At 70.2% G+C, this 23723-nt stretch carries 21 protein-coding genes; 12 read left to right on the top strand and 9 right to left on the bottom strand.

Annotated features, from left to right (window positions below; genetic code table 11):
- Nucleotides 1–107 precede the first annotated feature (107 nt).
- Nucleotides 108–1361: an MFS transporter gene (locus KVT44_RS15135; protein WP_217567436.1), complete on the top strand. Its 1254-nt coding sequence runs from the start codon at nucleotides 108–110 to the stop codon at nucleotides 1359–1361.
- Between the two features lie 158 nt (nucleotides 1362–1519).
- Here the strand turns inward: KVT44_RS15135 and KVT44_RS15130 are convergent, their stop codons facing one another.
- Nucleotides 1520–1945 carry a DUF2000 domain-containing protein gene (locus KVT44_RS15130; RefSeq protein ID WP_254649426.1) on the bottom strand — a complete coding sequence of 142 codons (426 nt, stop codon included), beginning with the start codon at nucleotides 1943–1945 and terminating at the stop codon, nucleotides 1520–1522.
- Between the two features lie 49 nt (nucleotides 1946–1994).
- On the opposite strand from KVT44_RS15130, the gene KVT44_RS15125 reads away from it, so the two are divergent.
- A complete protein-coding gene (locus KVT44_RS15125) occupies nucleotides 1995–2795 on the top strand; it encodes an AraC family transcriptional regulator (RefSeq protein ID WP_217567434.1) in 801 nt (266 codons plus the stop codon).
- Nucleotides 2796–2859: 64 nt separating this feature from the next.
- Here KVT44_RS15125 and KVT44_RS15120 read toward each other — a convergent pair whose 3' ends face one another.
- The 3 genes from KVT44_RS15120 to mshA form a co-directional block, all read right to left on the bottom strand.
- Nucleotides 2860–4542 (bottom strand): glycoside hydrolase family 55 protein, encoded by a 1683-nt coding sequence (locus KVT44_RS15120; protein ID WP_217567433.1) that lies wholly within the window; start codon nucleotides 4540–4542, stop codon nucleotides 2860–2862.
- A 138-nt stretch (nucleotides 4543–4680) separates the two neighbouring features.
- Complete coding sequence (locus KVT44_RS15115) at nucleotides 4681–5172, bottom strand: YbjN domain-containing protein (RefSeq protein WP_054232421.1); 492 nt, start codon at nucleotides 5170–5172, stop codon at nucleotides 4681–4683.
- A gap of 53 nt (nucleotides 5173–5225) precedes the next feature.
- Complete coding sequence (gene mshA, locus KVT44_RS15110; RefSeq protein WP_190170861.1) at nucleotides 5226–6563, bottom strand: D-inositol-3-phosphate glycosyltransferase; 1338 nt, start codon at nucleotides 6561–6563, stop codon at nucleotides 5226–5228.
- A gap of 267 nt (nucleotides 6564–6830) precedes the next feature.
- Here mshA and KVT44_RS15105 point away from each other — a divergent pair, with 267 nt between their 5' ends.
- The 3 genes from KVT44_RS15105 to KVT44_RS15095 all read left to right on the top strand — a co-directional run bounded on the left by KVT44_RS15105 (nucleotide 6831) and on the right by KVT44_RS15095 (nucleotide 10825).
- Nucleotides 6831–7652, top strand: a complete 822-nt coding sequence (locus KVT44_RS15105) for a class I SAM-dependent methyltransferase (RefSeq protein ID WP_190170862.1) — start codon at nucleotides 6831–6833, stop codon at nucleotides 7650–7652.
- Nucleotides 7653–8061: 409 nt separating this feature from the next.
- On the top strand, nucleotides 8062–9144 hold the full coding sequence (locus KVT44_RS15100) for a C40 family peptidase (protein ID WP_217567432.1): 1083 nt from the start codon (nucleotides 8062–8064) through the stop codon (nucleotides 9142–9144).
- A gap of 346 nt (nucleotides 9145–9490) precedes the next feature.
- Nucleotides 9491–10825, top strand: coding sequence for a PP2C family protein-serine/threonine phosphatase (locus KVT44_RS15095; protein ID WP_099921924.1), 1335 nt, complete (start codon nucleotides 9491–9493; stop codon nucleotides 10823–10825).
- A 158-nt stretch (nucleotides 10826–10983) separates the two neighbouring features.
- Here the strand turns inward: KVT44_RS15095 and KVT44_RS15090 are convergent, their stop codons facing one another.
- The 3 genes from KVT44_RS15090 to KVT44_RS15080 all read right to left on the bottom strand — a co-directional run bounded on the left by KVT44_RS15090 (nucleotide 10984) and on the right by KVT44_RS15080 (nucleotide 12675).
- Entirely contained in the window at nucleotides 10984–11319 is a 336-nt protein-coding gene (locus KVT44_RS15090) for a DUF2516 family protein (RefSeq protein WP_075026970.1), read from the bottom strand.
- 138 nt (nucleotides 11320–11457) lie between these two features.
- Nucleotides 11458–12048, bottom strand: coding sequence for a hypothetical protein (locus tag KVT44_RS15085; protein WP_217567431.1), 591 nt, complete (start codon nucleotides 12046–12048; stop codon nucleotides 11458–11460).
- A gap of 99 nt (nucleotides 12049–12147) precedes the next feature.
- Nucleotides 12148–12675, bottom strand: coding sequence for a helix-turn-helix domain-containing protein (locus KVT44_RS15080; protein WP_099921922.1), 528 nt, complete (start codon nucleotides 12673–12675; stop codon nucleotides 12148–12150).
- 257 nt (nucleotides 12676–12932) lie between these two features.
- Here KVT44_RS15080 and KVT44_RS15075 point away from each other — a divergent pair, with 257 nt between their 5' ends.
- The 5 genes from KVT44_RS15075 to KVT44_RS15055 are packed head-to-tail and all read left to right on the top strand — an operon-like array spanning nucleotide 12933 to nucleotide 18674.
- The gene (locus KVT44_RS15075; protein ID WP_308314008.1) at nucleotides 12933–13724 is read left to right on the top strand and encodes a TnsA-like heteromeric transposase endonuclease subunit; all 792 of its coding nucleotides are present in this window, start codon (nucleotides 12933–12935) and stop codon (nucleotides 13722–13724) included.
- The gene (locus KVT44_RS15070; RefSeq protein ID WP_254649424.1) at nucleotides 13690–15792 is read left to right on the top strand and encodes a transposase family protein; all 2103 of its coding nucleotides are present in this window, start codon (nucleotides 13690–13692) and stop codon (nucleotides 15790–15792) included. The genes KVT44_RS15075 and KVT44_RS15070 overlap by 35 nt, the downstream gene beginning before the upstream one ends.
- Complete coding sequence (locus KVT44_RS15065; RefSeq protein ID WP_217567430.1) at nucleotides 15758–16813, top strand: TniB family NTP-binding protein; 1056 nt, start codon at nucleotides 15758–15760, stop codon at nucleotides 16811–16813. Before KVT44_RS15070 ends, KVT44_RS15065 begins: the two co-directional genes overlap by 35 nt.
- The gene (locus KVT44_RS15060; protein ID WP_217567429.1) at nucleotides 16810–17781 is read left to right on the top strand and encodes a hypothetical protein; all 972 of its coding nucleotides are present in this window, start codon (nucleotides 16810–16812) and stop codon (nucleotides 17779–17781) included. Before KVT44_RS15065 ends, KVT44_RS15060 begins: the two co-directional genes overlap by 4 nt.
- A complete protein-coding gene (locus KVT44_RS15055) occupies nucleotides 17778–18674 on the top strand; it encodes an aminoglycoside phosphotransferase family protein (protein WP_217567428.1) in 897 nt (298 codons plus the stop codon). Before KVT44_RS15060 ends, KVT44_RS15055 begins: the two co-directional genes overlap by 4 nt.
- A 315-nt stretch (nucleotides 18675–18989) precedes the next feature.
- Here KVT44_RS15055 and rox read toward each other — a convergent pair whose 3' ends face one another.
- Both rox and KVT44_RS15045 read right to left on the bottom strand, forming a co-directional pair.
- A complete protein-coding gene (rox, locus tag KVT44_RS15050; protein WP_217567427.1) occupies nucleotides 18990–20429 on the bottom strand; it encodes a rifampin monooxygenase in 1440 nt (479 codons plus the stop codon).
- 322 nt (nucleotides 20430–20751) lie between these two features.
- The gene (locus KVT44_RS15045; RefSeq protein WP_217567426.1) at nucleotides 20752–21528 is read right to left on the bottom strand and encodes an SDR family oxidoreductase; all 777 of its coding nucleotides are present in this window, start codon (nucleotides 21526–21528) and stop codon (nucleotides 20752–20754) included.
- Between the two features lie 72 nt (nucleotides 21529–21600).
- Here KVT44_RS15045 and KVT44_RS15040 point away from each other — a divergent pair, with 72 nt between their 5' ends.
- Nucleotides 21601–22497, top strand: a complete 897-nt coding sequence (locus KVT44_RS15040) for a sigma-70 family RNA polymerase sigma factor (protein WP_217567571.1) — start codon at nucleotides 21601–21603, stop codon at nucleotides 22495–22497.
- Nucleotides 22498–22818: 321 nt separating this feature from the next.
- Nucleotides 22819–23667: a nitroreductase/quinone reductase family protein gene (locus KVT44_RS15035; RefSeq protein ID WP_217567425.1), complete on the top strand. Its 849-nt coding sequence runs from the start codon at nucleotides 22819–22821 to the stop codon at nucleotides 23665–23667.
- Nucleotides 23668–23723 lie beyond the last annotated feature (56 nt).

Here is a 23723-nt window from a genome sequence, read left to right as displayed (position 1 = left end):
GGAAGGCGGACAGTTGACGGCATCTGTTAATTGAGTGGCCCCCGGAGACCTCCCGCTCGTAAGTTGCCATCAGTACATGAGCCGCTTACATCCGTGGGGGACGACCGATGCCACTCGCCGTCATGCGACGCGCCGCCCGAGAGACCGTCTCGGGGCTCCCCCGCGAGTTCTGGTGGCTGTGGACCAGCACCCTGGTCAACCGACTCGGTGCTTTTGTCGCCACTTTCATGGCTCTGTACCTGACGCTCGACCGCGGCTACTCCGCCTCGTACGCGGGTCTCGTGGCGTCCCTGCACGGCCTCGGCGGTGTCGTCTCCTCGCTCGGCGCGGGCGTGATGACCGACCGGCTCGGGCGCCGGCCCACGCTCCTCGTCGCACAGACCTCCACGGCCGCCTCCGTCGCGCTGCTCGGCTTTATGCACGACCCGGTGAGCATCGCCGCGGTCGCCTTCCTGGTCGGAATGGCCAGCAACGCCTCCCGGCCCGCCGTCCAGGCGATGATGGCCGACATCGTGCGACCCGAGGACCGCGTCCGGGCGTTCTCCCTCAACTACTGGGCGATCAACCTCGGCTTCGCCGTCTCCTCCATGGCCGCCGGTTTCATCGCCGAGTTCAGCTACCTCGCGGGCTTCCTCATCGAGGCCGGCATGACCCTGGCCTGCGCGCTCCTCGTCTTCGCGAAGCTGCCGGAGTCCCGGCCGGTGCAGAACGCCAAGGAGGCGAAGGACGACGTCGGCCTCGGGACCGTGCTGCGCGACCAGCGCTTCATGAGCGTCGTCGGCCTGTCCTTCCTCGTCGCCCTGGTCTTCCAGCAGGGCTCCGTGGGACTCCCCGTCGCGATGGGCGAGGCGGGCTTCACCCCGGCCGACTACGGCATGGCGATCGCCGTCAACGGCGTCCTCATCGTCGCGCTGCAGATCCCGGTCACCCGTTTCATCCAGCACCGGGATCCGCGCCGGCTGCTCGTGATCTCCTCGGTCCTCGCCGGGTACGGCTTCGGGCTCACCGCCTTCGCCGGGTCGGTGGGCGTCTTCGCGCTCACCGTGTGCGTGTGGACCCTGGCCGAGATCGTCAACGCGCCCACCCAGACGGGCCTGGTCGTCCAGCTTTCCCCGACCCACGGCCGGGGCCGCTACCAGGGCATGTACACCCTCTCCTGGTCACTCGCCGCGCTGATCGCTCCCCTGATGTCCGGCGTGGTCATCGACCGGTTCGGGGCCGAGTGGCTGTGGGGGCTGTGCGCGCTGGTGGGCACGGTGGCCGGGCTCGGGTACGGCCTGCTGATGCGGCGGCTGCCCACGGAGGAACCGGCGGTGGAGGCCGGTCCGGCGGTGGCGAAGCCCGAGGTCAGCGCGGCCTGACGTCGACTCGCTGCTCCACCCGCACTCCACCCGGTATTACAAGGGGGTGCGGTACCGCGTCTCCGAGTCCTACGACATGTCGGCGGACATCGCGCAGCGACACTGCTGCGAGCCTCTCGCAAGCGCAGGAGCTCCCCGAAAAAACGCCCCCGCCGACCTCACGGATGCATCCGCGCCCCCTTCACCACCTTGTCCACCGCGTTCCGAGGCCCGTACACAGCCAGCCCCACCACATCCAGTCCAGCCGTGGCGACAGCCCGCACCGCCGCCCGGTTGTCCCGGTCGTTGCCGGTGCCGAAGAGATCCGACGTGAAGACGGCCCGGGGCAGCGCACGGCTGAGCGCCCTGCCGTGTGCCGCCACAAGGACCTCCTTCGTCCCCTCGAAGACCAGCACGGGCTGCCGGAACATCGGCAGATACGGCACCCCGTCCGCGTCCTCGTAGGGCTCCCCGATCACCTCGGGGACCTGCGTGACCAGGCCGCTGACCAGGAAGGACGTGACGTTCAGACGCTGCCAGGGCTCAAGGTCGTCCCGCAGCAGGACGACGATCTTCGTATCGAAGCGGATCGGTTCGCTGTTCATGGATCGAGACTGCCGACCGCCGTACGACGCCGTCTTGTACGTTCTTTGCATGGTCGCTCAGCCGGAGGTCTCCGCCTGGCGCTCGCGCGTTCCGGGTGTCGTGGAGATCTTCCACGCCCACTTCACCGAGTACGCCTATCCGATGCACGTGCACGAGGCCTGGACGCTGCTCATCGTCGACGACGGGGCCGTACGGTACGACCTGGACCGGCACGAACACGGCACCCCGCACGACACGGTGTCCCTGTTGCCGCCGCACGTCCCGCACAACGGCTCCCCGGCCACCGCGCACGGCTTCCGCAAGCGCGTCGTCTATCTCGACGGCACGCATCTGGGCGAGGACCTCATCGGGTCCGCGGTGGACAGGCCCGACCTGCGTGACCCCGTGCTGCGACTGCGCGTCGGCCAGTTGCACACCGCGCTCGGTCACCCCGGTGACGAACTGGAGGCCGAGAGCAGACTGACGCTCATCGCCGAGCGGCTGCGCACACATCTGCGGCCCAGCACTCCCGCCGCCACCCCGCGCGACTCCCCCACCCTCGCTCGCACCCTGCGCGAACTCCTCGACGGACACCTCACCCAGGGCATCGGCCTCGACGAGGCCGCGCGGCTCGTGCACGCCCATCCCGCCCATCTGGTACGGGCGTTCAGTGGCGCCTACGGCATCGCACCCCACCAGTACCTGATGTCCCGCCGTGTCGACCGGGCCCGCCGTCTCCTCCTCGATGGCCGGCCGCCGGGCGAGGTGGCGTCGGCGACCGGCTTCTACGACCAGTCCCATCTCACCCGGCACTTCAAGAAGTTGGTCGGGGTGACTCCGGGACGCTACGCACGCTCGAGGCCGGCGTGACCCCCGTGGGTACGCTCGGCACCCCTCACGGTCACCTTCGTCGGGTACGACACGCTCGGCCGAGTCAGAGGTCCCGCTGGGCCTCGTACAGATTGCGCGGGCGTACGACGTCCGTGGTCCCGTACAGCTCCAGGCGGGAGTGCAGGTCGCCGGTGAAGTCGGGGACGTCGATCTGGTCGAACTCGGTCACCTCGTTGAGGCCGACGGTGGCGGAGTAGGGCGCCAGACCGTCGATCTTCATCAACCCCGCGCGGCCGTTCGTGACACGTATGTTCCAGTGGGTGAAGCGTGCGCCGAAGAGCGGACCGGCGCTCGCGTCGCCGCCGTGCCGGCCGTTGTTGTCGACGGTGATGTCGGTACGGACGTTGGCGAAGGGCAGGCCCCGGTGGGAATCGAAGGTGCCCATCCGGAGCTCGCCGCGCGACCAGACGTTGTAGGAGGAGAGGCCTTCCACGTTGATGCCGTGGAGCTGGGTGTTCGGCGGGGCCGGGACGGTGCGCTGTTCGATGGTGAAGTCCTCGACGAGGTTGTCGTGCGAGCCCTCGCGGCAGAAGTACGGGTGGTGCGAGCCGCGGCCCGCCACACGGGTGCGGCGCAGGGTGCAGGCGGAGGCGGCGACGAAGCCGAAGCCGTTGTCGACGTGGCGGACCGTCACATCGTCGACCCAGCAGTCGTACGCGCACTGGAGGACGACCCCGTTGTAGCCCTTGTCGAGGAGGTGCGGGGACTGGGGCGTCTCGACGGCCTCCAGGGTGAGGCCTTCAACGCCGGAGCCGGTCAGCGGTTCGACGTGGGTGGTCAGACGCGGGTCCCACTCGGGGCGTACGTCGAGGGGCAGCGGGCGCTCCAGGGTGACTTTTCTGCCCCGCACACGCGTGATGCGTACGGGCCACTCGTAGGGGACGTAACTCGTGAGCTTGGTCTTGTCGTCCCAGTAGTACGCCTCAGGACCCGGACCGCCGCCCGCCATGTGCTCCAGGAGGGTGTGGTCGGCGTCGTCGGCGAGCCGCAGGAGGACGAGCCGGCCCGGCTTCAGCGGGCGGGGGTCGGCGACCGTCACCGACCAGGAGCCGCGGGTGGCGGGGGCCACGGTCGTCAGGGTCTCCCACTCGTCGCGCTTGTTGCCGGTCCAGCCCTCGAAGGGCCAGGCCTTGTCCTTGATGGCGGCGACGAGGGAGTCCCAACGGGCCGTGGGCGCCAGCCAGATGAGGCCGCCCGCCCAGGACCAGGACGACTTGTCGCCGCCGTAGCGGGAGCCGTAGACGCCGATCAGCTCGGTGAGGTTCCTGGTCGCGTACAGCTTCGTACGGTCGCTGCCGGCGCCGCGCAGCACGACGTTCGAGTGGCCGATGCGGATCAGGTCGTCGATGCGGAAGGTGCCGGGCGGGATGAGAACCGTGCCACCGCCGGCCCTCCCGGCAGCGGCGATGGCACGGTTGATCGCGGGCGCGCAGTCCGTGGTGCCGTCCGCGACGGCACCGTAGGCGCGGACGTCGGCCACGACGGGGCGGCGGGGGAAGCGCGCCGACCCGCCACGGTGGCCGGCCCTGCCGACGTACGGGATCTGCGGGTGGGTGAAGGGGGTACGGGTGAACTCCCGCCAGATGGTGGGGACTTGACCTGGGTCATGGGGGCGTGCGGCAGCGGTCGCGGCCGTCGCCGGTCCGCCGGTCACCGTGGCGGCCGCCACGGCCACGGCGCTGCCGAGCAGGCCCCGTCTGGTGATGCTCACGTACTCCTTGCTCATACCCGCCCGCCTTCCGTCGCATTCCATCGGCTTCCATGGATGTGAATGACGTTCAGATCCGCGTCGGCGGTGAGCATGCCACTGAGACCCCTGGCCCGGAAGGGGTCATGCACTACTTAGTTGGACTGGACCTGGAATTCAGCCAGCGGGACGCTGAGTCAGGTGAGTGAACGCGTCCAGATTGCGGGTCGATTCGCCGCGGGACACCCGCCAGGCGTACTCCTTGCGGATCGCGGAGGCGAAACCGAGCTCAAGGAGAGTGTTGAAAGCGCCGTCGGCGGCCTCCAGGACCGAGCCGAGCAGCCGGTCGACCTCGTCCGGCGTGACCGCCCCGAGCGGCAGTTTGCCGACCAGATACACGTCCCCCAGGGGGTCGACCGCGTAGCTCACGCCATAGAGCTTGAGATTGCGCTCCAGGAGCCAGCGGTGGACGCCTTCGTGGTTCTCGTCGGGGTGGCGGATCACGAAGGCGTTCAGCGACAGGGAGTGCTTGCCGACGATCAGCGAGACGGTCGTCGAGAGCTTGCGGGTGCCGGGCAGTTTCACGACGTACGAGCCCGCCTTGGGACTCTCCCACTCCAGCTCGGCCTCGGTGAGGACCTGCTCGATGATCGACGCTGCGTCAGCCATGGAGGGAGCGTACGTCAGGCGTCCGGCGGACCGGCCCTCGGGCGGTGCGCGCGTCAGCCCTGGTGGGCGCGCACCCTGCGGCGGTGGGCCTGTACGGCCGCCGTGTACACGTCCGCCGTGGCGGCGGCCGCGGTGTCCCAGCCGAAGCGCTGCGCGTGCCGGGCGGCGGCCTCGCCCATCCGCGCCGACAGCGCCTGGTCGTCGGCGAAATCGCGGAGCACGCGCGCGTAGGCGACGGGATCGTGCCCGGGGATCAGGAATCCGGTCTCCTGGTGGCGCACGGCGACGGGCAGCCCGCCGACCTCGGCCGCCAGGACCGGCGTGCCGGCCGCCTGCGCCTCGATGGCGACCAGCCCGAAGGACTCGCTGTAGGAGGGCATGACCAGCACCGACGCGGCCCGGAACCAGTCCGCGAGCTGCTCCTGGTCGACGGGCGGCCTGAAGCGCACGACATCGGCGATCCCGAGCCGGGCGGCGAGCTTCTGCAGCCCCTCGGGCTTGGCGAGACCGGTACCGCTGGGGCCGCCCACCACGGGGACGACGATGTTGGCGCGCAGCTCGGGACGCTCGTCCAGGAGGACGGCGACCGCGCGCAGCAGCACGTCGGGGGCCTTCAGGGGCTGTATGCGGCCCGCGAAGAGCGGGATCAGCGCGTCCTGCGGGAGCCCGAGGCGGGCGCGGGCGGCGGCGCGCCCGTCGGCCGGGCGGAAGCGGTCGAGGTTGACGCCCGGGTGGACGACGGCCACCTTGCCGGGCTCGGCCTCGTAGTGGCGGGCGAGCTCGTCGGCCTCTTCGGAGGTGTTGGCGATGAGACGGTCGGCGGCGCGCACGATCTGGGTCTCGCCGATGACACGGGCGGCGGGCTCGGGGGTGTCACCCTCGGCGAGCGCGGCGTTCTTGACCTTGGCCATGGTGTGCATCGCGTGCACCAGGGGCGCGCCCCAGCGCTCGGCGGCGAGCCAGCCGACGTGGCCGGAGAGCCAGTAGTGCGAGTGCACGAGATCGTAGTAACCGGGTCGGTGCCCCGCCCAGGCCTGCATGACGCCGTGTGTGAAGGCACACAGCTGGGCGGGCAGGTCCTCCTTGGCGAGGCCCTCGTACGGGCCCGCGTCGACGTGCCGGACGAGGACGCCGGGGGCCAGTTCGACGGTCGGCGGGAGGGCGGCCGTGGTGGCCCGGGTGAAGATCTCGACCTCGATGTTGATCGCGGCGAGGCGCTGGGCGAGTTCCACGATGTAGACGTTCATGCCGCCGGCGTCGCCGGTGCCGGGCTGGTGCAGCGGCGAGGTGTGGACGGAGAGCATCGCGACGCGACGGGGCCTGCGGTGCAGCCTGAGCCGTGAGGGCGTCGCCGGGGAGCGCCGCCCGAGCCTGCTGACGTACTGGCTCACGTGGCGTTCCTCCTTGCTGCGGGCATGCCGGTCGGAGGACGCACGGCACCCTCCAAAGAGCGCCAACGCCGGAGCGGTCCGCTCCATTTCCCCTCCGCGTTCCCTCCCGCGCCCCTTTGCCGAATCATTACCGAGAGTCGCTCAACCGTTCGAGGGCGAGTTGCGTGCGAGGCCCTCCTCCCCTCTTTTCCACAGGTTGGCGGAGGGCTGCCGGATGTTATCCACAGGCCCGCACGGGCTTCCCCCCGGCCGCCTACTCTCGTACGCATGACAACCCGCGCCGCGTCCCGCCCCGTGGGTACGGTGACGCGCGGGACCACCAACCCCAACCGACTGCGCCGCATGGACCGCTGGATCGCGGCCACCCACGGCGCCGAGCTGCGCAGAAACGCCGACCCGGTGGCGGTCGACCTCGGATACGGGGCGGCTCCCTGGACCGCGGTCGAGCTGCTGACCCGCCTGCGCACGGCCGCCCCCCGCACCCGCGTGGTGGGCGTGGAGATCGAGCCGGCGAGGGTCGCGGCGGCCCGGCCGTACGAGCGCGAGGGACTCGTCTTCCGGCACGGCGGCTTCGAGGTCCCGGTGCAGGGCAGCCCCTCGCTCATCCGCGCGGCGAACGTGCTGCGCCAGTACGACGAGGAGCAGGTCGCCGAGGTCTGGCAGCGTCTGTGCGCACGCCTCGCACCGGCGGGCCCCGGCTCCCGGGGCGGGCTGCTCGTCGAGGGCACCTGCGACGAGATCGGCCGGCGGCACGTCTGGGTCGCCCTGGGCCCCGAGGGCCCGCGCACGGTCACCTTCGCCACCCGCCTGGGCTCCCTGGACCGCCCGTCCGACCTCGCCGAGCGCCTGCCCAAGGCGCTGATCCACCGCAACATCCCGGGCGAGCCCGTGCACGCGTTCCTCCGCGACTTCGACCGCGCCTGGGCCGCGGCCGCGCCGTACGCCTCGTACGGCGCGCGGCAGCGCTGGATACGCACGGCCGGCGACCTGACGGCGGACTGGCCGGTGACGGACGGAATATCCCGCTGGCGCCAGGGCGAAGTCACGGTGCGCTGGGAGGCGCTGGCTCCCCGCGGTCCCTTCGCGTAAGAGCGGGACGCGGGGCGCGAGGGTGCCGGACAGGCGTGCGACGCCTGGATGACGCACGGGCGTCGAGCGCCGCACAGACATCGGACACCCGGGCGAGGCACGGGCGTTGAAGGCTGGGGCCCGACGAACCGGGACGCACGGGTGTGCGAGGTCGGAGTGTCGCGCGGGCGGTTGACGCCGGGGGTCGCGCGGGCGTGCCGCGTCGGTGGAGGGGTGACCACCGCACGCCCGTGAGCTGCACGGAACGAACTTCGTGACTGGCTCGTCACACAGGCGGGGAGATCGTTTTGCGGAGGCGGGCCGGGGGGAAGGGAGTTCTTGCCCACCTCTGTCGCATTGCGCGCCGACATGGCACGATCCCCCAGGCGTCCGTAAGTTACTGACGGTAAATCAGTTTGGGGGCGGAGCAATGGGATCCGGCAAGCGGAGCCTGACCACGACGGCCATGGTTCTGGCCTGCGCCTGCGCGGTGCTGTCAGCACCGGGTGTGGCGTACGCGAGCCCGACACCAGCGCCCACGCGCACACCGACACCGACACCGACAACGCCTCCCACCGGCAAGGACCTTGAGGCGATCCGCAAGAAGCTGGACGCTCTCTACCACGACGCGGCGGTCGCCACGGACGCGTACAACGCCGCCGAGGAGCAGGCCAAGCAGCAGTCGGCCGAGATCGTCGACCTGGCCCGCGTGATCGTCAAGGGCCAGGACAAGCTGGACGAGTTGAAGGACCGCGCGGGCGCCGCGGCCCGGGCGCAGTACCGGGGCGGCGGTCTGCCGCCCGAGATGCGGCTGTGGCTGAGCGACAACCCCCAGCAGTACCTGGACGGCGCGGGGCGGGTGCTCCAGGGCGAGCACGCGACCAAGGGACTGCTCGCCGAGATGACCCGCACACAGCAGGACTTGCAGCAGTACGCGAAGGACGCCTCCGCGCAGTGGCAGAAGCTGGAGGCCAACCGCCAGGCCAAGGCCACGGCGCAGAAGGAGATCAAGAAGCAGATCGCCGCCGCCGAGAAGCTGGAGTCCCAGCTCGAGAAGAAGGAGAAGGAGCGGCTGGCGAAGCTCGAGGAGGAGGCCGCGTACAAGGCGCAGACGGCCTGGCTGAGTTCCGGCGTCCTCGCCGAGATCAGCGGCAAGGCGTCCGAGCAGGGCAAGAAGGCGGTGAAGTTCGCCACCGACCAGATCGGCAAGCCGTACGAGTGGGGCGCCGAGGGCCCGGGCTCGTACGACTGCTCGGGGCTGACCTCACAGGCCTGGGCCGCCGCCGGCCACGGCATTCCGCGCACCTCGCAGGAGCAGTGGAAGCAGCTTCCCCATGTCGACGTCAAGGACATGCGCCCCGGCGACCTGATCATCTACTTCGACGACGCCAGCCATGTCGCGATGTACATCGGCGACGGCGCGATCGTGCACGCACCGCGGCCGGGCCGGACGGTGACGATCGCGGGGGCCGGGTCCATGCCGATACTCGGGGTCGTACGACCGGACGCGTGACGGGGCGGGGCGTAGGGAGCCGGGGCGGATCGGGCCGACCGATCGGGCTGGGCGGCCAAACCGCCACCAACCCCGAAAAAACGCCCTGCCCCTCGTGATGCACCGCACGTGACCCACCCCACGGTTGTACATACCCCTCAACCCCGTGGACGTGACGTTCGTCATCCCGGGCACAACCGCATCCTGTCCAAGTGCGGTACAGGATGCGGCATATGACGGTGGCCGCCTGCCGGACGTCACGACGCACACCATTCCGTTGCGGCGTCCGCTACCGCTATGGTCCCCGTCGGTGGGTCGAGGACCTTCGCCCCACCACGCCCTCGGGGGGAGGGAAGGAACCCACACGATGCCCGTACCCATACCGCGGCAGAGAGCGATCCCGGCCGCGGAGAGCGGTCAGGCTCAAGGCGCGTTCTCACCCGGCGGCCCATCCGGAGAAGCGACCGGCGGCCCGGCCGGGGCAGTACCGGCGCCCCATGCCGCCACGACCCCGGTCGACAGCACCACCAATCTGACCCTGCTGGTCATCGAGGACGACCCGGCGGGTTCGCTCAGCGTGCCCGAGATGCTCGACGCGGCCGGCAAGCCGATCCGCATCCGCACCGCCCGCAACCTCACCGAGGCCGAGCGGCTGCTCACCGACGACGTCCACTGCATCCTGCTCGACCTCGCGCTGCCCGCCCCCGGCCGGGCGGCCGCCGAGAGCGACGACGAGCTGACCACGCTCAAGCACGTGCTGCGGCTCGCGCCCCGGCACGCCGTCCTCGCGCTCACCGCCTCCGGTGACGCCGAGCGCGGCGCGGAGGCGGTGCGCGTCGGCGCCCAGGACTATCTGTTCCGCGACGAGCTGGACGGACGGCTGCTGAGCCGCGCGATCCGGTACGCGGTGGAGCGGAAACGTTCCGACAAGGCCGAGCGGCGACTCACCGAGTCCAGGCTGCGCGCCCAGGAGAACGCCCGCCTGGAGCGCGGTCTGCTGCCGACCCCTCTCCTGGAGGGCTCCTCGCTCCGCTTCGCCGCGCGCTACCGCCCGGGACGCTCCCGCGCCCTGCTCGGCGGCGACTTCTACGACACGGTCCGTACGCCCGACGGCACGGTGCACGCCATGATCGGCGATGTCTGCGGACACGGGCCCGACGAGGCCGCGCTCGGCGTGGAGCTGCGCATCGCCTGGCGGGCGCTGACGTTCGCGGGCCTGTGCGGCGACGAACTCCTGTCCACCCTCCAGCAGGTCCTGGAGCACGAGCGCGAGAACGACGAGATCTTCGCGACGCTGTGCACGGTGGACATCGCGCCGGACGGGCGCCGCGCCGGGCTCTGCCTGGCGGGCCACCCGTCCCCGCTGATCTCCCGCCCCGGCCGGCCCGCCGAGCTACTGCCGTACGAGAACGGCGGCCCGGCGCTCGGCCTGCTGCACGGTGCCCGCTGGCCGCGCCAGCAGGTGGAGCTGGGCGGCGAGTGGAGTCTGATGCTCTACACCGACGGCCTGATCGAGGGTCACATCGGCGAGGGCAAGGAGCGGCTGGGCCAGGACGGCATGGTGGACCTGGTACGCCGCCGGCTCGCCGAGGGCCTGGCGGGCGAGGAGCTGCTGCGGGCGACGGTGAACGAGGTCAGGGACCTCAACGGCGGAGAGCTGACGGACGACGTGGCGGTACTCCTGCTGGACCGGACGCCGTGACCGCCGTACGACCGCGTGACGGTCACACCGTGCGACCGCGTGACGGGCGGGCCTGCCCGACGGCCCGGCCTGCGTAACCCTCAGGCCCGCAGGACTGACCGCCGGTGGTCGACTTGAACTTGACCGCCGGTGGTCAGCTTGAACTTGACCGCCGGTGGTCAGCGGCCTCCGTTGTAGGGGCCGTACGGACCGTCGCTGCTGCTTCCGCCGCGGCCCCGGCCACCGCCGGAGACCTGACGGAGCGCGGGGCGTACGTCCACGAAGAAGACGATCGTGGCGACCAGCCCCGCGATCTGCAGGAAGATGATCGGGACCAGCAGGTTCACGGCCACCGTGATGCCCAGGATGATCAGCCAGAACATCTTGTTCTGCTTGTCGGCCGCGCGGTACGCGTCTTCGCGGGCCACCGCTGCCATCACCAGTGCCACCACGGCGAGCACCAGCATGGCGAGGAAGATCAGCGACAAGAAGCCGCCGAATGCCGTCAACAGCACTATGCCCACCGCCCGAGTCGATTCATCTCTACGGCCACCGTACCCGCAGAACGGGCCGGGAACTCTGAGAGTGCCCGGCCCGTCGTCCTGACCCTTCGTCCGGACCTTTCGTCCTGAGACGAGGAGTCCCGTCGTCCGCTACTTCACGGGCGGCGTCGGCTTCTTGGCCGTGACCTTGCGGGCCGGGGCCTTCTTCGCCACGGGCTTCTTGGCCGGACCGGGCACGGCGGCGGTCGCGGCTGGCTTCTCCTCGGACCTGACCTCGACCGGCTCGGCCTTCGGCTCGACGGCGATGGCCAGTTCCTCGATCTCCTCGGCGGCCTCGCCACGCCAGGTCTTCACGGTCTGCTCGCCGTGCTCGGCGACCTTCTCGTACGTCTCCTTGGCCTTCACGGCGTACTCGGCGGCGACGCCGACACCGCGCAGGGCGAGGTCCTGAGCGGACTCACCGAGCTTCTTCAGGTCGGTGTCGAGGGTGCTGATGAACTCCGTCACCTTGGCCTGGATGGTCTCCTGCGCTTCCTTCGCGCGGGTGGCGGCCTTCTCCTGGACGGTGTTCGCGTCGATGTTCTTCACGGTCTCGATGCGCGCCGGGGCCTCGGTGCGGATCTGCTCCACGAGGCCGGGGACCTTCTTCGCCTGCTGGACGGCCAGGTCGGCGGTGCCGGCCAGGAAGTACAGCGGGGTGGGGTCCGTGGCGGCCTTGCGGATGTCGTCGGTGATGGCCATGGTGATGGTCCTCCGGTCGCTTTCAGCTGAGGGTTTTGGTGTTCCGCGGCAAGACCGGCAGGCCCGCGTGGGGGCCGGCGGTGCTGCACGTCGTTGTCGTCAACTGGCGGTCTGCTGCGGATCGGCATCGCTGCCGTCGGCCGTGCGGGGGCCCCGGACGGCGGTGTCCGGCGCTTGCTGGGTGCCCGATATGTGCTCTGCCATGCCCTGTGCCTCGTCCTGCGCCATGTCCTGGGTCACGTTCTGGGCCATTCCCTGGGCCAGGTCCGGCGTGATCTCGAATCCGTTCTCCTTGCGGAAGGACTCGTAGATCTGGAGCAGCACCTGCTTCTGCCGCTCGTTCAGCGTGGGATCGGCGAGGATGACGGCACGTGTCTCCACCTCGTCCCGGTCCCGCTCGGCGTCGAGGATGCCGGCTCGCACGTACAGCGTCTCGGCGGAGATCCGCAGCGCCTTCGCGACCTGCTGCAACACCTCCGCGCTCGGCTTGCGCAGCCCGCGCTCGATCTGGCTCAGATACGGGTTGGACACCCCGGCGGCGTCGGCGAGCTGCCGCAGCGACAGCTGCGCGTTGCGCCGCTGCTCGCGCAGGTACTCACCGAGATTGCCGACGTTGAGTGATGCCATGACTCCACCTTGCCGCACCTCCGCTAACAATTGCAAGCACCCGCTTGCAAAAGTGCGCTGCGCCACGAAGAGGGTGCCTGCGCGCCGTGTCCTGTCTCTGTGATGTCCGGGCAGTCTCGGAGATCTCCGGGCATGTGAAGCGTCGTCTCGGTCATGTCCGGGCAAGTTGCGGGGTGTCTCGGTCTTCTCCGGGTACGACGGACCCGGGCCTTCTACGGTCGTAGCGGCTGGGCAGCGACGTCGTAGCGGAGGCCGGGGTGGCGGGACATGAGGGTGTACCCGAGTCCGCGGAGGGATTCGAGGTCGAGTACGTCACGGGGGCGGGGGTCCGGCGGCGGGGCACGCTGAGCGAGCTGTGGCCGGTCCGGTTCGAGGATGTCGCGCCTGAGCGGCGGTTTCCGTCTTTTCGCGGGCAGGGCAACTGGTGCGGCTGGTACTGGTCGGCGACCTGCGGCGATCACGTGGGCTACGAATCGTGGCTGGAGCGGGACCGGCTGGTGCTCCTCGACTTCGATCCGCTGGTGACGGGCATGGCTTCGCAGCCGTTCCGGCTGTCGTGGACAGGGTCGGCAGGCAAGCGGATCCGGCACACGCCGGACTTCTTCGTACGCCGAGCGGACGGCACGGGTGTGGTGGTCGATGTCCGCCCCGATGACCGGATCGAGCCGCGTGACGCGGTGAAGTTCGCTGCGACAGCGGCAGCCTGTTCGCTGGTGGGCTGGGACTTCTGGCGGGTGGGGACCCCGGATGCGGTGCTGATGGCGAATGCGCGATGGCTGGCCGGCTACCGGCATCCGCGGGTGCACCGCCCGGACGTCGCGGCCCGTCTGGTGGAGGTGTTCGCCGAGGAGACCGCGCTGCTGGCCGGGGTCCGCCGGGTCGGCGACCCGATCGTGGTGCTGCCCGTGCTCTATCACCTCCTCTGGCGCCGGATTCTGGCCGTCGACCTCGAAACGGCGCTGCTGGCCATGGGGGCGACGGTCTGTCTGGCCGACGCGACGGCGGGAGGTGGAGATGCCGACGCGTTCGCGACTGCTGCGGGTGGGTGACACGGTCCGGTTCGACGGGCGCCTGCATACGGTGGTGGCTTTGGAGGGGACTGCGGTCCGGCTTGTCGACGAGGCTGCGTCGGCGAGCGTGGTGTTGTTGCCGCACATGCTGATGTCCGACGGATTCGAGGTGGTCACGGCCGCCTCGCCCCGCATGACGGTTCCCGCCTCCGGAGTGCTGGAGGGCCTTCCGCCCAAGGCGGTTGAGCGGGCGGAGTGGTGGCAGCGGCACCTGGTGGAAGTGCTCACCGGCCGGCCCGCCCATGCCCCGGACGGGCTGGTGAAGACCGAGTACGACCCGCAGGTGAGGTCGCTGCGGCAGCGGGAGCTGACCAAGGCCGCCGAGCTCGCGGCGTCCGGGACGGCAGTGTCGCTCACGGTGCTGCAGGACATGCGGGCCCGCTTCGAGCGGGAAGGGATCCTCGGCCTGGTCGATCCGCGGCTGCTCACGGTCCCGGACGGCACGGGCCGGGCCGACCGGCGGGTCGTCGCGGCCCTGCGGCAGGTGGTGGACGGGCAGACCGGCAAGTCCACGGTGTCCGCTCAGGTGCTGCGGCGGCGGATGGAACGGCTCGTGGAGGCCGAGCACGGACCTGGAGTGCCGCTGCCGTCGCGAGCGACGTTTTACCGGCTGCTGGCTGCGGTCACGGCCGGCCGGCACACCCTGGGCTCGGCCCGCACCCGCCGTTCCCTGGCCAAACAGCCGGACGGCATGTTCGGGCAACTCGCCGCCTCCAGGCCAGGCGAGGTCATGGAGATCGACTCAACTCCGCTGGATGTTCTGGTCGTTCACGAGGACGGCACGGTGGACACCGTCGAGATGACCGGCCTCGTGGACATCGCGACCAGGACGCTGGCGGCAGCCGTCCTGCGGCCGTCGACGAAAGCGGTGGATGCCGCTCTGCTGCTGGCGCGGGCGATGACGCCGGAACCGATGCGGCCGGGCTGGGCGGAGGCACTGCGCATGTCACGGTCGGTGCTGCCGCACGCCTCGCTCATGGCAGTCGATGAGCGTCTGTCCAAGGCCGCCGCCATTCCGGTGATCACGCCGGAGACGATCGTCTGCGACCGCGGCAAGGCCTACCTCTCCGACACGTTCCGGGCGGCCTGCAGGTCACTGGGCCTGAGTTTTCAGCCCTGTCACCCCGACACCCCTACGGACAAGCCGCACATCGAGTCGACACTGGGCTCAGTGGCCACGATGTTCACTCAGTACCTCCCCGGCCACAAGGGACGCAGCACCGAGCACCGGGGCACTGATCCCGCGTCCCAGCCGCTGTGGTCGATCCACCAGCTCCAGGAGCTGCTGCAGGAGTGGATCGTCATCTGGCAGAACCGCCCGCACGACGGGCTGCGGGACCCGTTCATGCCCGAGCGGGCGATGAGCCCGAACGAGAAGTACGCCGCCCTCGTCGCCGCTTCCGGCTACGTCCCGGTCCCGCTCGGCCCGCAGGAATACATCGGTCTGCTGCCCCGGGAGTTCAGGACGATCAACTCCTACGGTGTCCGCATCCGGCACCGCACCTACGACAGCCCCGAGCTGACGCCGTTTCGACGGCAGCCGTCGGGCACCGGACCGGGTGGCAGGCGGTGGGAAGTCCGCTACGACCCCTACGACATCTCCCGCGTCTGGGTACGCAATCACCGCGACGGCGGTTGGATCACCGCGCTCTGGCGGCACCTTCGCACCACACCGACCCCGATGGGCGAGCTGGCCTGGGATCACACCCGCCGCGTCCTCGCCGAGCGCGGCACCGATCCGGTCACCGAGCAGGAGATCGCCCAGGCCGCGGTCGACCTGCTGGACCGGGCCGCCGACGGACCCCAGGAATCGCCGGCCAAGCCCTCCCCGCGCAGCCGCAAGGACCGCAGGGTCGCCGCCCGCACCCGCACCACCAGCGCTAATCCTGGCCCCGGCCCGCACCCGGACCGGACACCGAGGAAGCCGAGACGGAGCCGGAGAACGACAGCCAGGAGACCCTTGCGGACGTCGTCCCACTGGGAATCTTCGACGCCCGCAAGGAGGCCGAGACATGGTGGTGAACACGCCGGAGCCCGAGGGCCGTGACGTCGCGGACTTGGCGGGGCCCCGTCGTGATCCCACCACGCAGCTCACCGGCTGGCGGCAGTTCGTCGAGGCCGATCCGACGGCCTTCGAGCTGCTGTCCGAACAGCGGTGGCGTTCGCTCGGCCCTGCGGATCAGGAGTTCTATGACGACGCCCGGGTCCTCTATCACTCCGAACTTCAAGTCGTACGCACCTCGGCCGTCCGGGAGATCGCCCACCAGGGACGGCTGCTGACCCTGCTCAACCAGCGCGAGTCCGGCGCCCGGCGCGGACTGATCGTCTCCGGGCGGCAGACGACGGGCAAGACCACCGCGCTCAAGCAGCTCGGGCGCCTGCACGAACTCCGGGTCCACCAGCGCTACCCGGGGGACGACCGGATCCCTGTCGTCTATCTGACCGCCCCGCCCAAGGGCTCACCCCGCAAACTCGCCATCGAGTTCGCCCGCTTCCTAGGCCTGCCCTCCGTCTCGGCCCGGCATAACACCATCGACATCACCAACGTCGTCTGCCAAGTCATGATCGAGGCACGCACGGACCTCGTGCTGGTCGACGAAATCCACCTGATGAATCACGGCACCGTCGCCGGCGAGGACCTCTCCGACCACCTGAAGTACTTCACCGAACACCTCCCGGCGACCTTCGTCTATGCGGGCATCGACGTCGAACAGTCCGGGGTCTTCACCGGAGTCCGCGGCCGGCAGATGGGCGGCCGCTGCGTCCTGGTCCGCACGGGACCATTCCCCCGCAATACGAAGTGGCGGTCGCTCGTCGCCACCATGGAAGGCACCCTGCGGCTCCACCGGCATCAGCCGAAGACCCTGGTGAACCTGTCCGACTACCTCCACAAACGCACCGGCGGAATGATCGGAAGCCTCTCCCACCTGATCCGCGCTGCCGCGATCTCCGCCATCCTCGACGGAAGCGAGCGCATCACCCAGGACCTGCTGAAGGACACCCGGATCGATCACAACAGCGAGTCCGTGTCCCGTTCCGGAACCTCCTCCCGCCGGAAGGCCGGATGAGAGAGCCGACCGGCTACTGGCTGACTAGGCCCCTTCCCCGCCCCCTCCCGCCGTTCCCGCACGAAAGCGAACGGTCCTATCTGGAACGGCTGGGCGCCACGAACGGAATCCGGGCCGAAAGGGTACTGGCACAGAGCTCCTGGCTGGAGTCCCGGCAGGACTACATCGAGCGGCTCGCCATCGTCAGCGGCCAGTCCCGCGAAACCCTCCTGCACGCGATCCCCCAACTCGGCCAGGAACACCGGCCGTTCCTCGCCGATCGCCCGGACTTCTCCGTGAACGCCCCTTGCCGACTCTGCGTCGCCCGCCGGACCGGGAGCTATTCCCACTTCTCAAGGGTCTCGGTCTGGAGCTCTCGTTTCCACGATCAGGTCTGCCTCCGGCACAAGATCTGGACCGGACGATCAGCCGAGAACTACATGCAACAGGTCGACGTCACCGACCTCCCTGACGTGATCCAGGCGCAACGGCGGCACTACCGGCTCCTGCGCAGGCACGGACACATCGTGCTCAGCGCCTGCTTCGAGCACTGCTCCGACCTCTGGGACGCCGTCGTCCGACGCGGATACCGCCCCAGCGACCGCCGCCGGCGTCTCGACACCCTGGGCATCAGCCACCCCGAAATCTGGGACCCCCGCCGCTACATCGCCGTCTATCCCGAGGTCGTCGCGGCCACCGCGCTCTACGCCTCCCCTCACTGGAGGAAGCTCGCACGCTCCGAGGACAGCGGATACCTCCGCTTCCGGGCCGAGTTCATCCGTCAGCTGCCACAGGAACGGATCCTTCGCAGGAGCAGCAAGCCGTGGTTCCTCAAGGAACTGGGAGACACCGCTCTACGCATCGAGGACGCCATAGCGGCAGCGCTTGCCTGCGGGTCTTCAGAGAGCTCGGGAGATCCAGCCGGGGAGCTGGATCTCCCAAAGCGCAAGGTGGCCTCCGCCTACCTCAAGTACGGTGACTCGGCATGATCGAATCCGAGATTGAGATCAGCGAGGATCTGGTCCGCGACCTGCTTCGGGAACAGCATCCAGACCTGGCCGAGCTGCCCATCCGCGAAGTGGCGGGCGGCTGGGGCAACCAAATGTGGCGCCTCGGTAACGAGCTGGCCGTCCGGATGCAGCGGATGGACACGAGCCCCGATCTGCAGCTCAAGGAGCGCCGGTGGCTGCCGACTCTCGCAGCGCGCCTGCCGCTGCCGATTCCTGTCCCCCTGCGGGACGGTGCACCGTCCGAGCGCTTCCCCAAGATCTGGACCGTCATGACATGGGTCGACGGCACGCCGCTGGACCACGGCTCGATCACTCGCGGCGACCACGCGGCCGAGACGCTGTCGGACTTCCTCAGGGCGCTGCACGTGGAAGCGCCCACCGACGCACCTACCGCTTCGGACTTCGGCGCTCACCCCAAGGACTGCACGGACGGCTTCGAGCACTTCTTCCAGGACGTTGCCCCTGCCGACCTCGCCGACGAGATCCGTGAAGTCTGGGGTGAAGCGGTGGCGGCCCCGGGGTGGGAGGGCCCACCGGTGTGGGTGCACGGCGACCTGCATCCCGCGAACGTCGTCGTCGCGGACGGGACATTGGCGGGTGTCGTCGACTTCGGCGCGCTGGTCGCCGGCGACCCGGCGTGGGACCTCGCGGCCGCCTGGCTGCTACTCCCCGCGGGCGGCGCCGCACGGTTTTTCAACAGCTACGCACAGGCGGACGAGGCAGCGGTGCAACGGGCGCGCGGACTGGCCGCGATGAGGAGCCTGTTCCTGATGGCGATGGGCCAAGCCGGGGATCGCGGCCTGCCTGGCGGCAAGCCGAACTGGGGGCCCGCAGGCCGGTCCGCACTTGATCGTGTCCTGAAGGGCCTTTGACGTCGACATGGATCGACTGGGCCTCCCCGGCAGCCATGCACTCGCTGACAGGAATCGATGCAGCCCGGCCATTGGGACCGCGGTCTGAGAATCTCGGCGACGGTCCGGACTGTCTCGAAGTCGAGCAAGTTACAGATGCCGCCACAGTAGGACAGCTACCCGGAGCAAACTGAGACGATCCCAGATCCGGACGTCTCAGAGTTCTCCGGGCACCCCAGGTCAGAGGGCCCCAGATGCCCGGACCTAGCTGAGACAGGACACGCCGCGCCAAGAAGGGGGTGCCTCTGCCCCGCGCCACGAAGGGGTGCCCGCGCGTCAGCCGACGGCGACGCCGAACCACTCGGACAGTCGGCCGTCCAGATCCCGCTGGTCTCCACCGACCCACGCCACATGGCCGTCCGGCCGCAGCAGCACCGCGGGCACGTCCAGTTCCTCGCTGACGTCGACGACGTGGTCGACCCGGTCCGCCCAGCCCGCCACCGAGAGCCGGCCTGTCTGGTCGAGGAGCAGCCCGCGACCGCCGTGCATCAGCTCATAGAGGCGCCCCCGCTTCAGCTCCACGTCCCGCAGCCGCCGGCCGAGCAGTTCATGGCCCTCGCCGAAGTCGTAGCGGACCCCGACCGCGGTGATCATCCCGGTCAGGTACCGGTTCACCTCCTCGAAGTCCATCAGCTTCGACAACAGCTCCCGCAGCGCGGTCGCACCCGGATCGGTCCCCAGCAGCGTGATCTGCGCGCGGGTGTTGTCCAGCACGCGGGCGCCCACCGGGTGCCGTTCGGCGTGGTAGCTGTCGAGGAGCCCCTCCGGTGCCCAGCCGTTGACCTCGGCGGCCAGCTTCCAGCCGAGGTTGAACGCGTCCTGCACGCCGAGGTTAAGGCCCTGCCCGCCGGTCGGCGGGTGGATGTGCGCCGCGTCGCCGGCCAGCAGCACCCGGCCGACCCGGTAGCGCTCGGCCTGCCGGGTGGCGTCGCCGAACCGGGACAGCCAGCGCGGCGAGTGCACGCCGAAGTCGGTGCCCGCGACGGCCCGCAGCCGCTGTTTGAACTCCTCGAGGGTCGGCGCGGTCGTACGGTCCTCGGACACGCCCTCGGCGGGCACGATCACGCGGTACGTCCCGTCCCCGTTGGGGATGGTGCCGAACCGCATGTGGGTCTTGCGGACTTCCTCGACGACGGCGGCGACCGTCGCCTGATCCTCGGTCATCTCCATGTCGCCCAGCAGCGTCTCGACCGTGGCGGGCTCACCGGGGAAACCGACACCGAGCTCCTTGCGCACCACACTGCGGCCGCCGTCGCATCCGACGAGGTAGCGCGAGCGCAGGTGCGTGCCGTCCGCCAGCTCGACGGTCACCCCGGACCCGGCCCCGTCGTCGGACTGACTCAGCCCGACCACTTCGCAGCCACGCCGGATCTCGGCGCCGAGTTCGAGGGCACGCTCGTTGAGCAGCCGCTCGGTGGCCGGCTGCAGGGTGGAGAGACCGTACGGGTGAGCCGTGTCCAACCTGTCCGGCCACGGCTTGAGGATGCCGCCGAAGAAACCGCCGACCTGGAACTTCTCACTGACCGCGAGGAACCGGTCCAGCAGACCGCGCTGATCCATCATCTCGACGCTGCGCGTGTGCAGGCCGCGCCCGCGGGACTCCTTGGTCGGTTCGGTCAACTTGTCCAGCACGACCACGTGCACGCCGTGCAGCCGCAACTCTCCGGCCAGCATCAAGCCGGTCGGTCCGCCGCCGACCACGATCACGTCAATCATCAAACGCCCATTCAACGAGATTGGATTTCGGCCGACCGCACCACGGGTCCCACCGGCGGTGCGACATTCCCGCGCCACCCATACGCCGACACCACCGCACGCACTTCGTGAATCCGCCATTTCCGCAGGTACTGGCCTTGGCCGGCCATTCTGCGGCACGCCCCGGGCCTTGCCGCAAGCCCCCCTGTGCGCTATACGTTGAGAGTGGAAAGGAGTGGGTAACCCCTCTTGGGTGGTCCCCTTTCCGTAGCCGGCGACAGCGGCCAGGCTTTCAGCAGATCTCCCTCGCTTCTCCCTCGATTCCCCTTCGGTTCCCCCTCGATCAACCCACCCGCTCCGCGAGGAACTTCTCCCACGTGCGCTTGCCGGTGTCGGCGTCGGTGAGGGAGAGGTTGTCGCCGGCCCGGTAGGCGCGGCCGGCCTTTCCGGGCATCCGCAGGGGGAGCAGCGGGCGGCGTCTGCCGTCGGCCTCGAGGTAACCGCGAACGAGGTCGCCGAGGCCGTACACCGTCGGGCCGGCCAGGTCGGGGACGAGACCGGCCGGGTCCCCGAGCGTCAGCTCGACCAGCCGGGCCGCCACCTCGCGCGAGTCCACCGGCTGGAACCGCAGTCCGCCCGGGACCGGGACGACCGGCAGCTTCGCCATCTTCTCCGCCATCGTCAGGACGAGGTCGTGGAACTGGGCCGCGCGCAGCATCGTCCACGCAATGCCGGACTCCGTGACCTCCCGCTCGGCCGCCAGCTGGGTCCTGAACCAGCCGATCGGCATCGTGTCCGCGCCGATGACCGAGATGTGCACGAGGTGCCGTACACCGGCGTTCGTCGCGGCCCGCACCAGATTCCGCGTCGCCCTGTCGTCGCCCTTGTTGCCTCCCGCCAGGTGCAGGACGGTGTCCACCCCCGCCAGCGCGGACTCGATCCCCTCGCCCGTGAGCAGGTCGACCGCGACGTACTCGATGCCGGGGTCCGCCACGGACTCACGGCTGTGGCGGCTGAGGATCCGCACCTCGCGACCGGCCGCCCGCAGCAGCGGGACGACATGGCTCCCGAGGGTGCCCGTGCCCCCGGTGACCAGGATGGGTGTCGTCAAAATCGTCATGGCCTCTCCAATCTCGATGGTCTACTGCTCTGACACCCGGCGAGGAAGGAACGTGACACGGTGGGGGACACGGTGGGGGAGAACGTGTTGGCGGCGGAACACTTCGAGGAACACCGGTCCCATCTGCGCGCGGTGGCCTACCGCATGCTCGGCTCGCTGAGCGAGGCCGACGACGCCCTCCAGGAGGCCTGGCTGCGCGTCGTCCGCGCCGACACGAGCGGCGTCGAGAACCTCGCCGGATGGCTGACCACGGTCGTGGCCCGGGTCTGTCTGAACCTGCTCCGCACGCGCGAACGACAGCGCGAGGAGTCCCTCGACGTCCACGTCGACGCACGGGTCGCCGATGCCGTCGTCGGCCCGGCGGGTGGCCGGGACCCCGAAGAGGAGGCGGTGCTCGCCGACTCCGTGGGCGTGGCCCTGCTCGTCGTACTCGACACGCTGGGGCCCGCCGAACGGCTCGCCTTCGTACTGCACGACATGTTCGCCGTGCCCTTCGACGAGATCGGCCCGATGCTCGAACGGTCCCCCACCGCCGTGCGCCAGCTCGCCAGCCGGGCCCGGCGTCGGGTCAAGGGCGCCTCACCGCTGCCCGAGGCCGATCTGGCACGGCGGCACCGGGTCGTGGACGCGTTCCTCGCCGCCACCCGGGGCGGGAACTTCGACGCGCTGGTCGCCCTGCTCCACCCCGACGTGGTCCTGCACGCCGACAAGGCGGTCATCCCCACCCCCGAACCTGTCGTGGTCCGCGGGGCGCACACCGTGGCCAAGGGCGCGATGGCCGCGACCGGCCGCGCCGCGTTCACCGGGGTCGCGCTCGTGGGCGAGACGGTCGGCCTGGCGATGGCTCCGCGCGGCCGGCTTTCCGTGGTACTCGTCTTCGCGTTCGCGGACGGTCTGATCACCGAAATCGACGTGATCGCGGAGCCGGAACGACTGGGCCGACTCGAAATCGCCGTTCTCGACAACTGACAGCAAGGAAAGCCACCGAGGCAATCCCGTATTTCACTCGATACGGGATTGCCTCGACGGGCGTACGGCATTACCGTTGCGCCCATGACTGCCGGGTCGGCCTTGTGCCGTGAGCGAGTTGGTTGCCCGGCCTCCGAGTGAGGCCGAGGCGGGGTAGAGCCCCGCCCACCCCGACCACCCTCTTCTTCGCATCACCTCTTCACCTCACCGCGCGTCCGCTTCTTCCGGAATTCCGCGCGCTCTCCCGCACCCTCTTACCGTGCCGCGTCGCAAAACGCCCCACGGCAATTCACCCTGCCCGAAAACAAAAGAAAGCGACGCATGCCCAACCCCTTCAATCAGCAAGTCATCGAAGAGTTCCGCGCCCACCACGGGAAAGTCGGCGGATATTTCGAGGGAGCCCGGCTCCTTCTGCTCACCACCACCGGCGCCCGCACCGGAACCCCGCACACCACCCCCGTCGGCTACTACCCCGACGGCGGCGACCGCGTCATCGTCATCGCCTCAGCCGGGGGCGCGCACCGGCACCCGGACTGGTACCGCAACCTCGTCGCCCACCCGCGTGTGCGGGTCGAGAGCGGCGTCTTCACCTACGACGCCGAGGCCGTCGTCCTCGGGGGCGCCGAGCGCGACCGGCTCTTCGCCCGCGCGGTGGAGGCCGACCAGGGATGGGCGGAGTACCAGGCGAAGACGGACCGGGTGATCCCCGTCGTCGCGCTCCGCGAGATCCCCCGGGACGGTCCGCCGCACGTCGACGCGGGCTCGCCGGGCGAGGCGCTGAGGGTCATCCACGACGCCTTCCGGCGCGAACTGGCGCTCATCCGCGACGAGTTCGCCGCCTCGGGCAGTTCCCTCGGCGCCCAGCTCCGGGTCAACTGCCTCTCCCTCTGCCGGGGCCTGCACCGGCACCACACCGGCGAGGACCTCGGTGTCTTCCGTGTCCTCGCCGACCGCCACCCCGGCCTCACCCCGGTCCTGGACCGGCTGCGCGTCGAACACGAGCGGATCGCGGTGCTGATCGAGGAGTTGCGCCGGGTGGTCGGCGAGCGGCCCGCGGACCCGACCCGCGTACTCCCCGAGGTGGTGCGCCTGACGGAGGAGCTGGAAGCCCATCTCGCCTACGAGGAGGAACAGTTGACCCCGGCCCTGGAGGCAGTGGCCACCCCCTGACCCACTCCTGAGCCCGGCCGACCCCGGCCCCTGGCTCGCTCCTGAGCCCGGCCGGC

Origin of the sequence: Streptomyces sp. GbtcB7, assembly GCF_019091445.1 — a bacterium.
GTDB lineage: Bacteria > Actinomycetota > Actinomycetes > Streptomycetales > Streptomycetaceae > Streptomyces > Streptomyces mirabilis.
The sequence above is the reverse complement of the archived record's forward strand: the minus strand, read 5'-3'. Positions and strand labels throughout refer to the sequence as shown.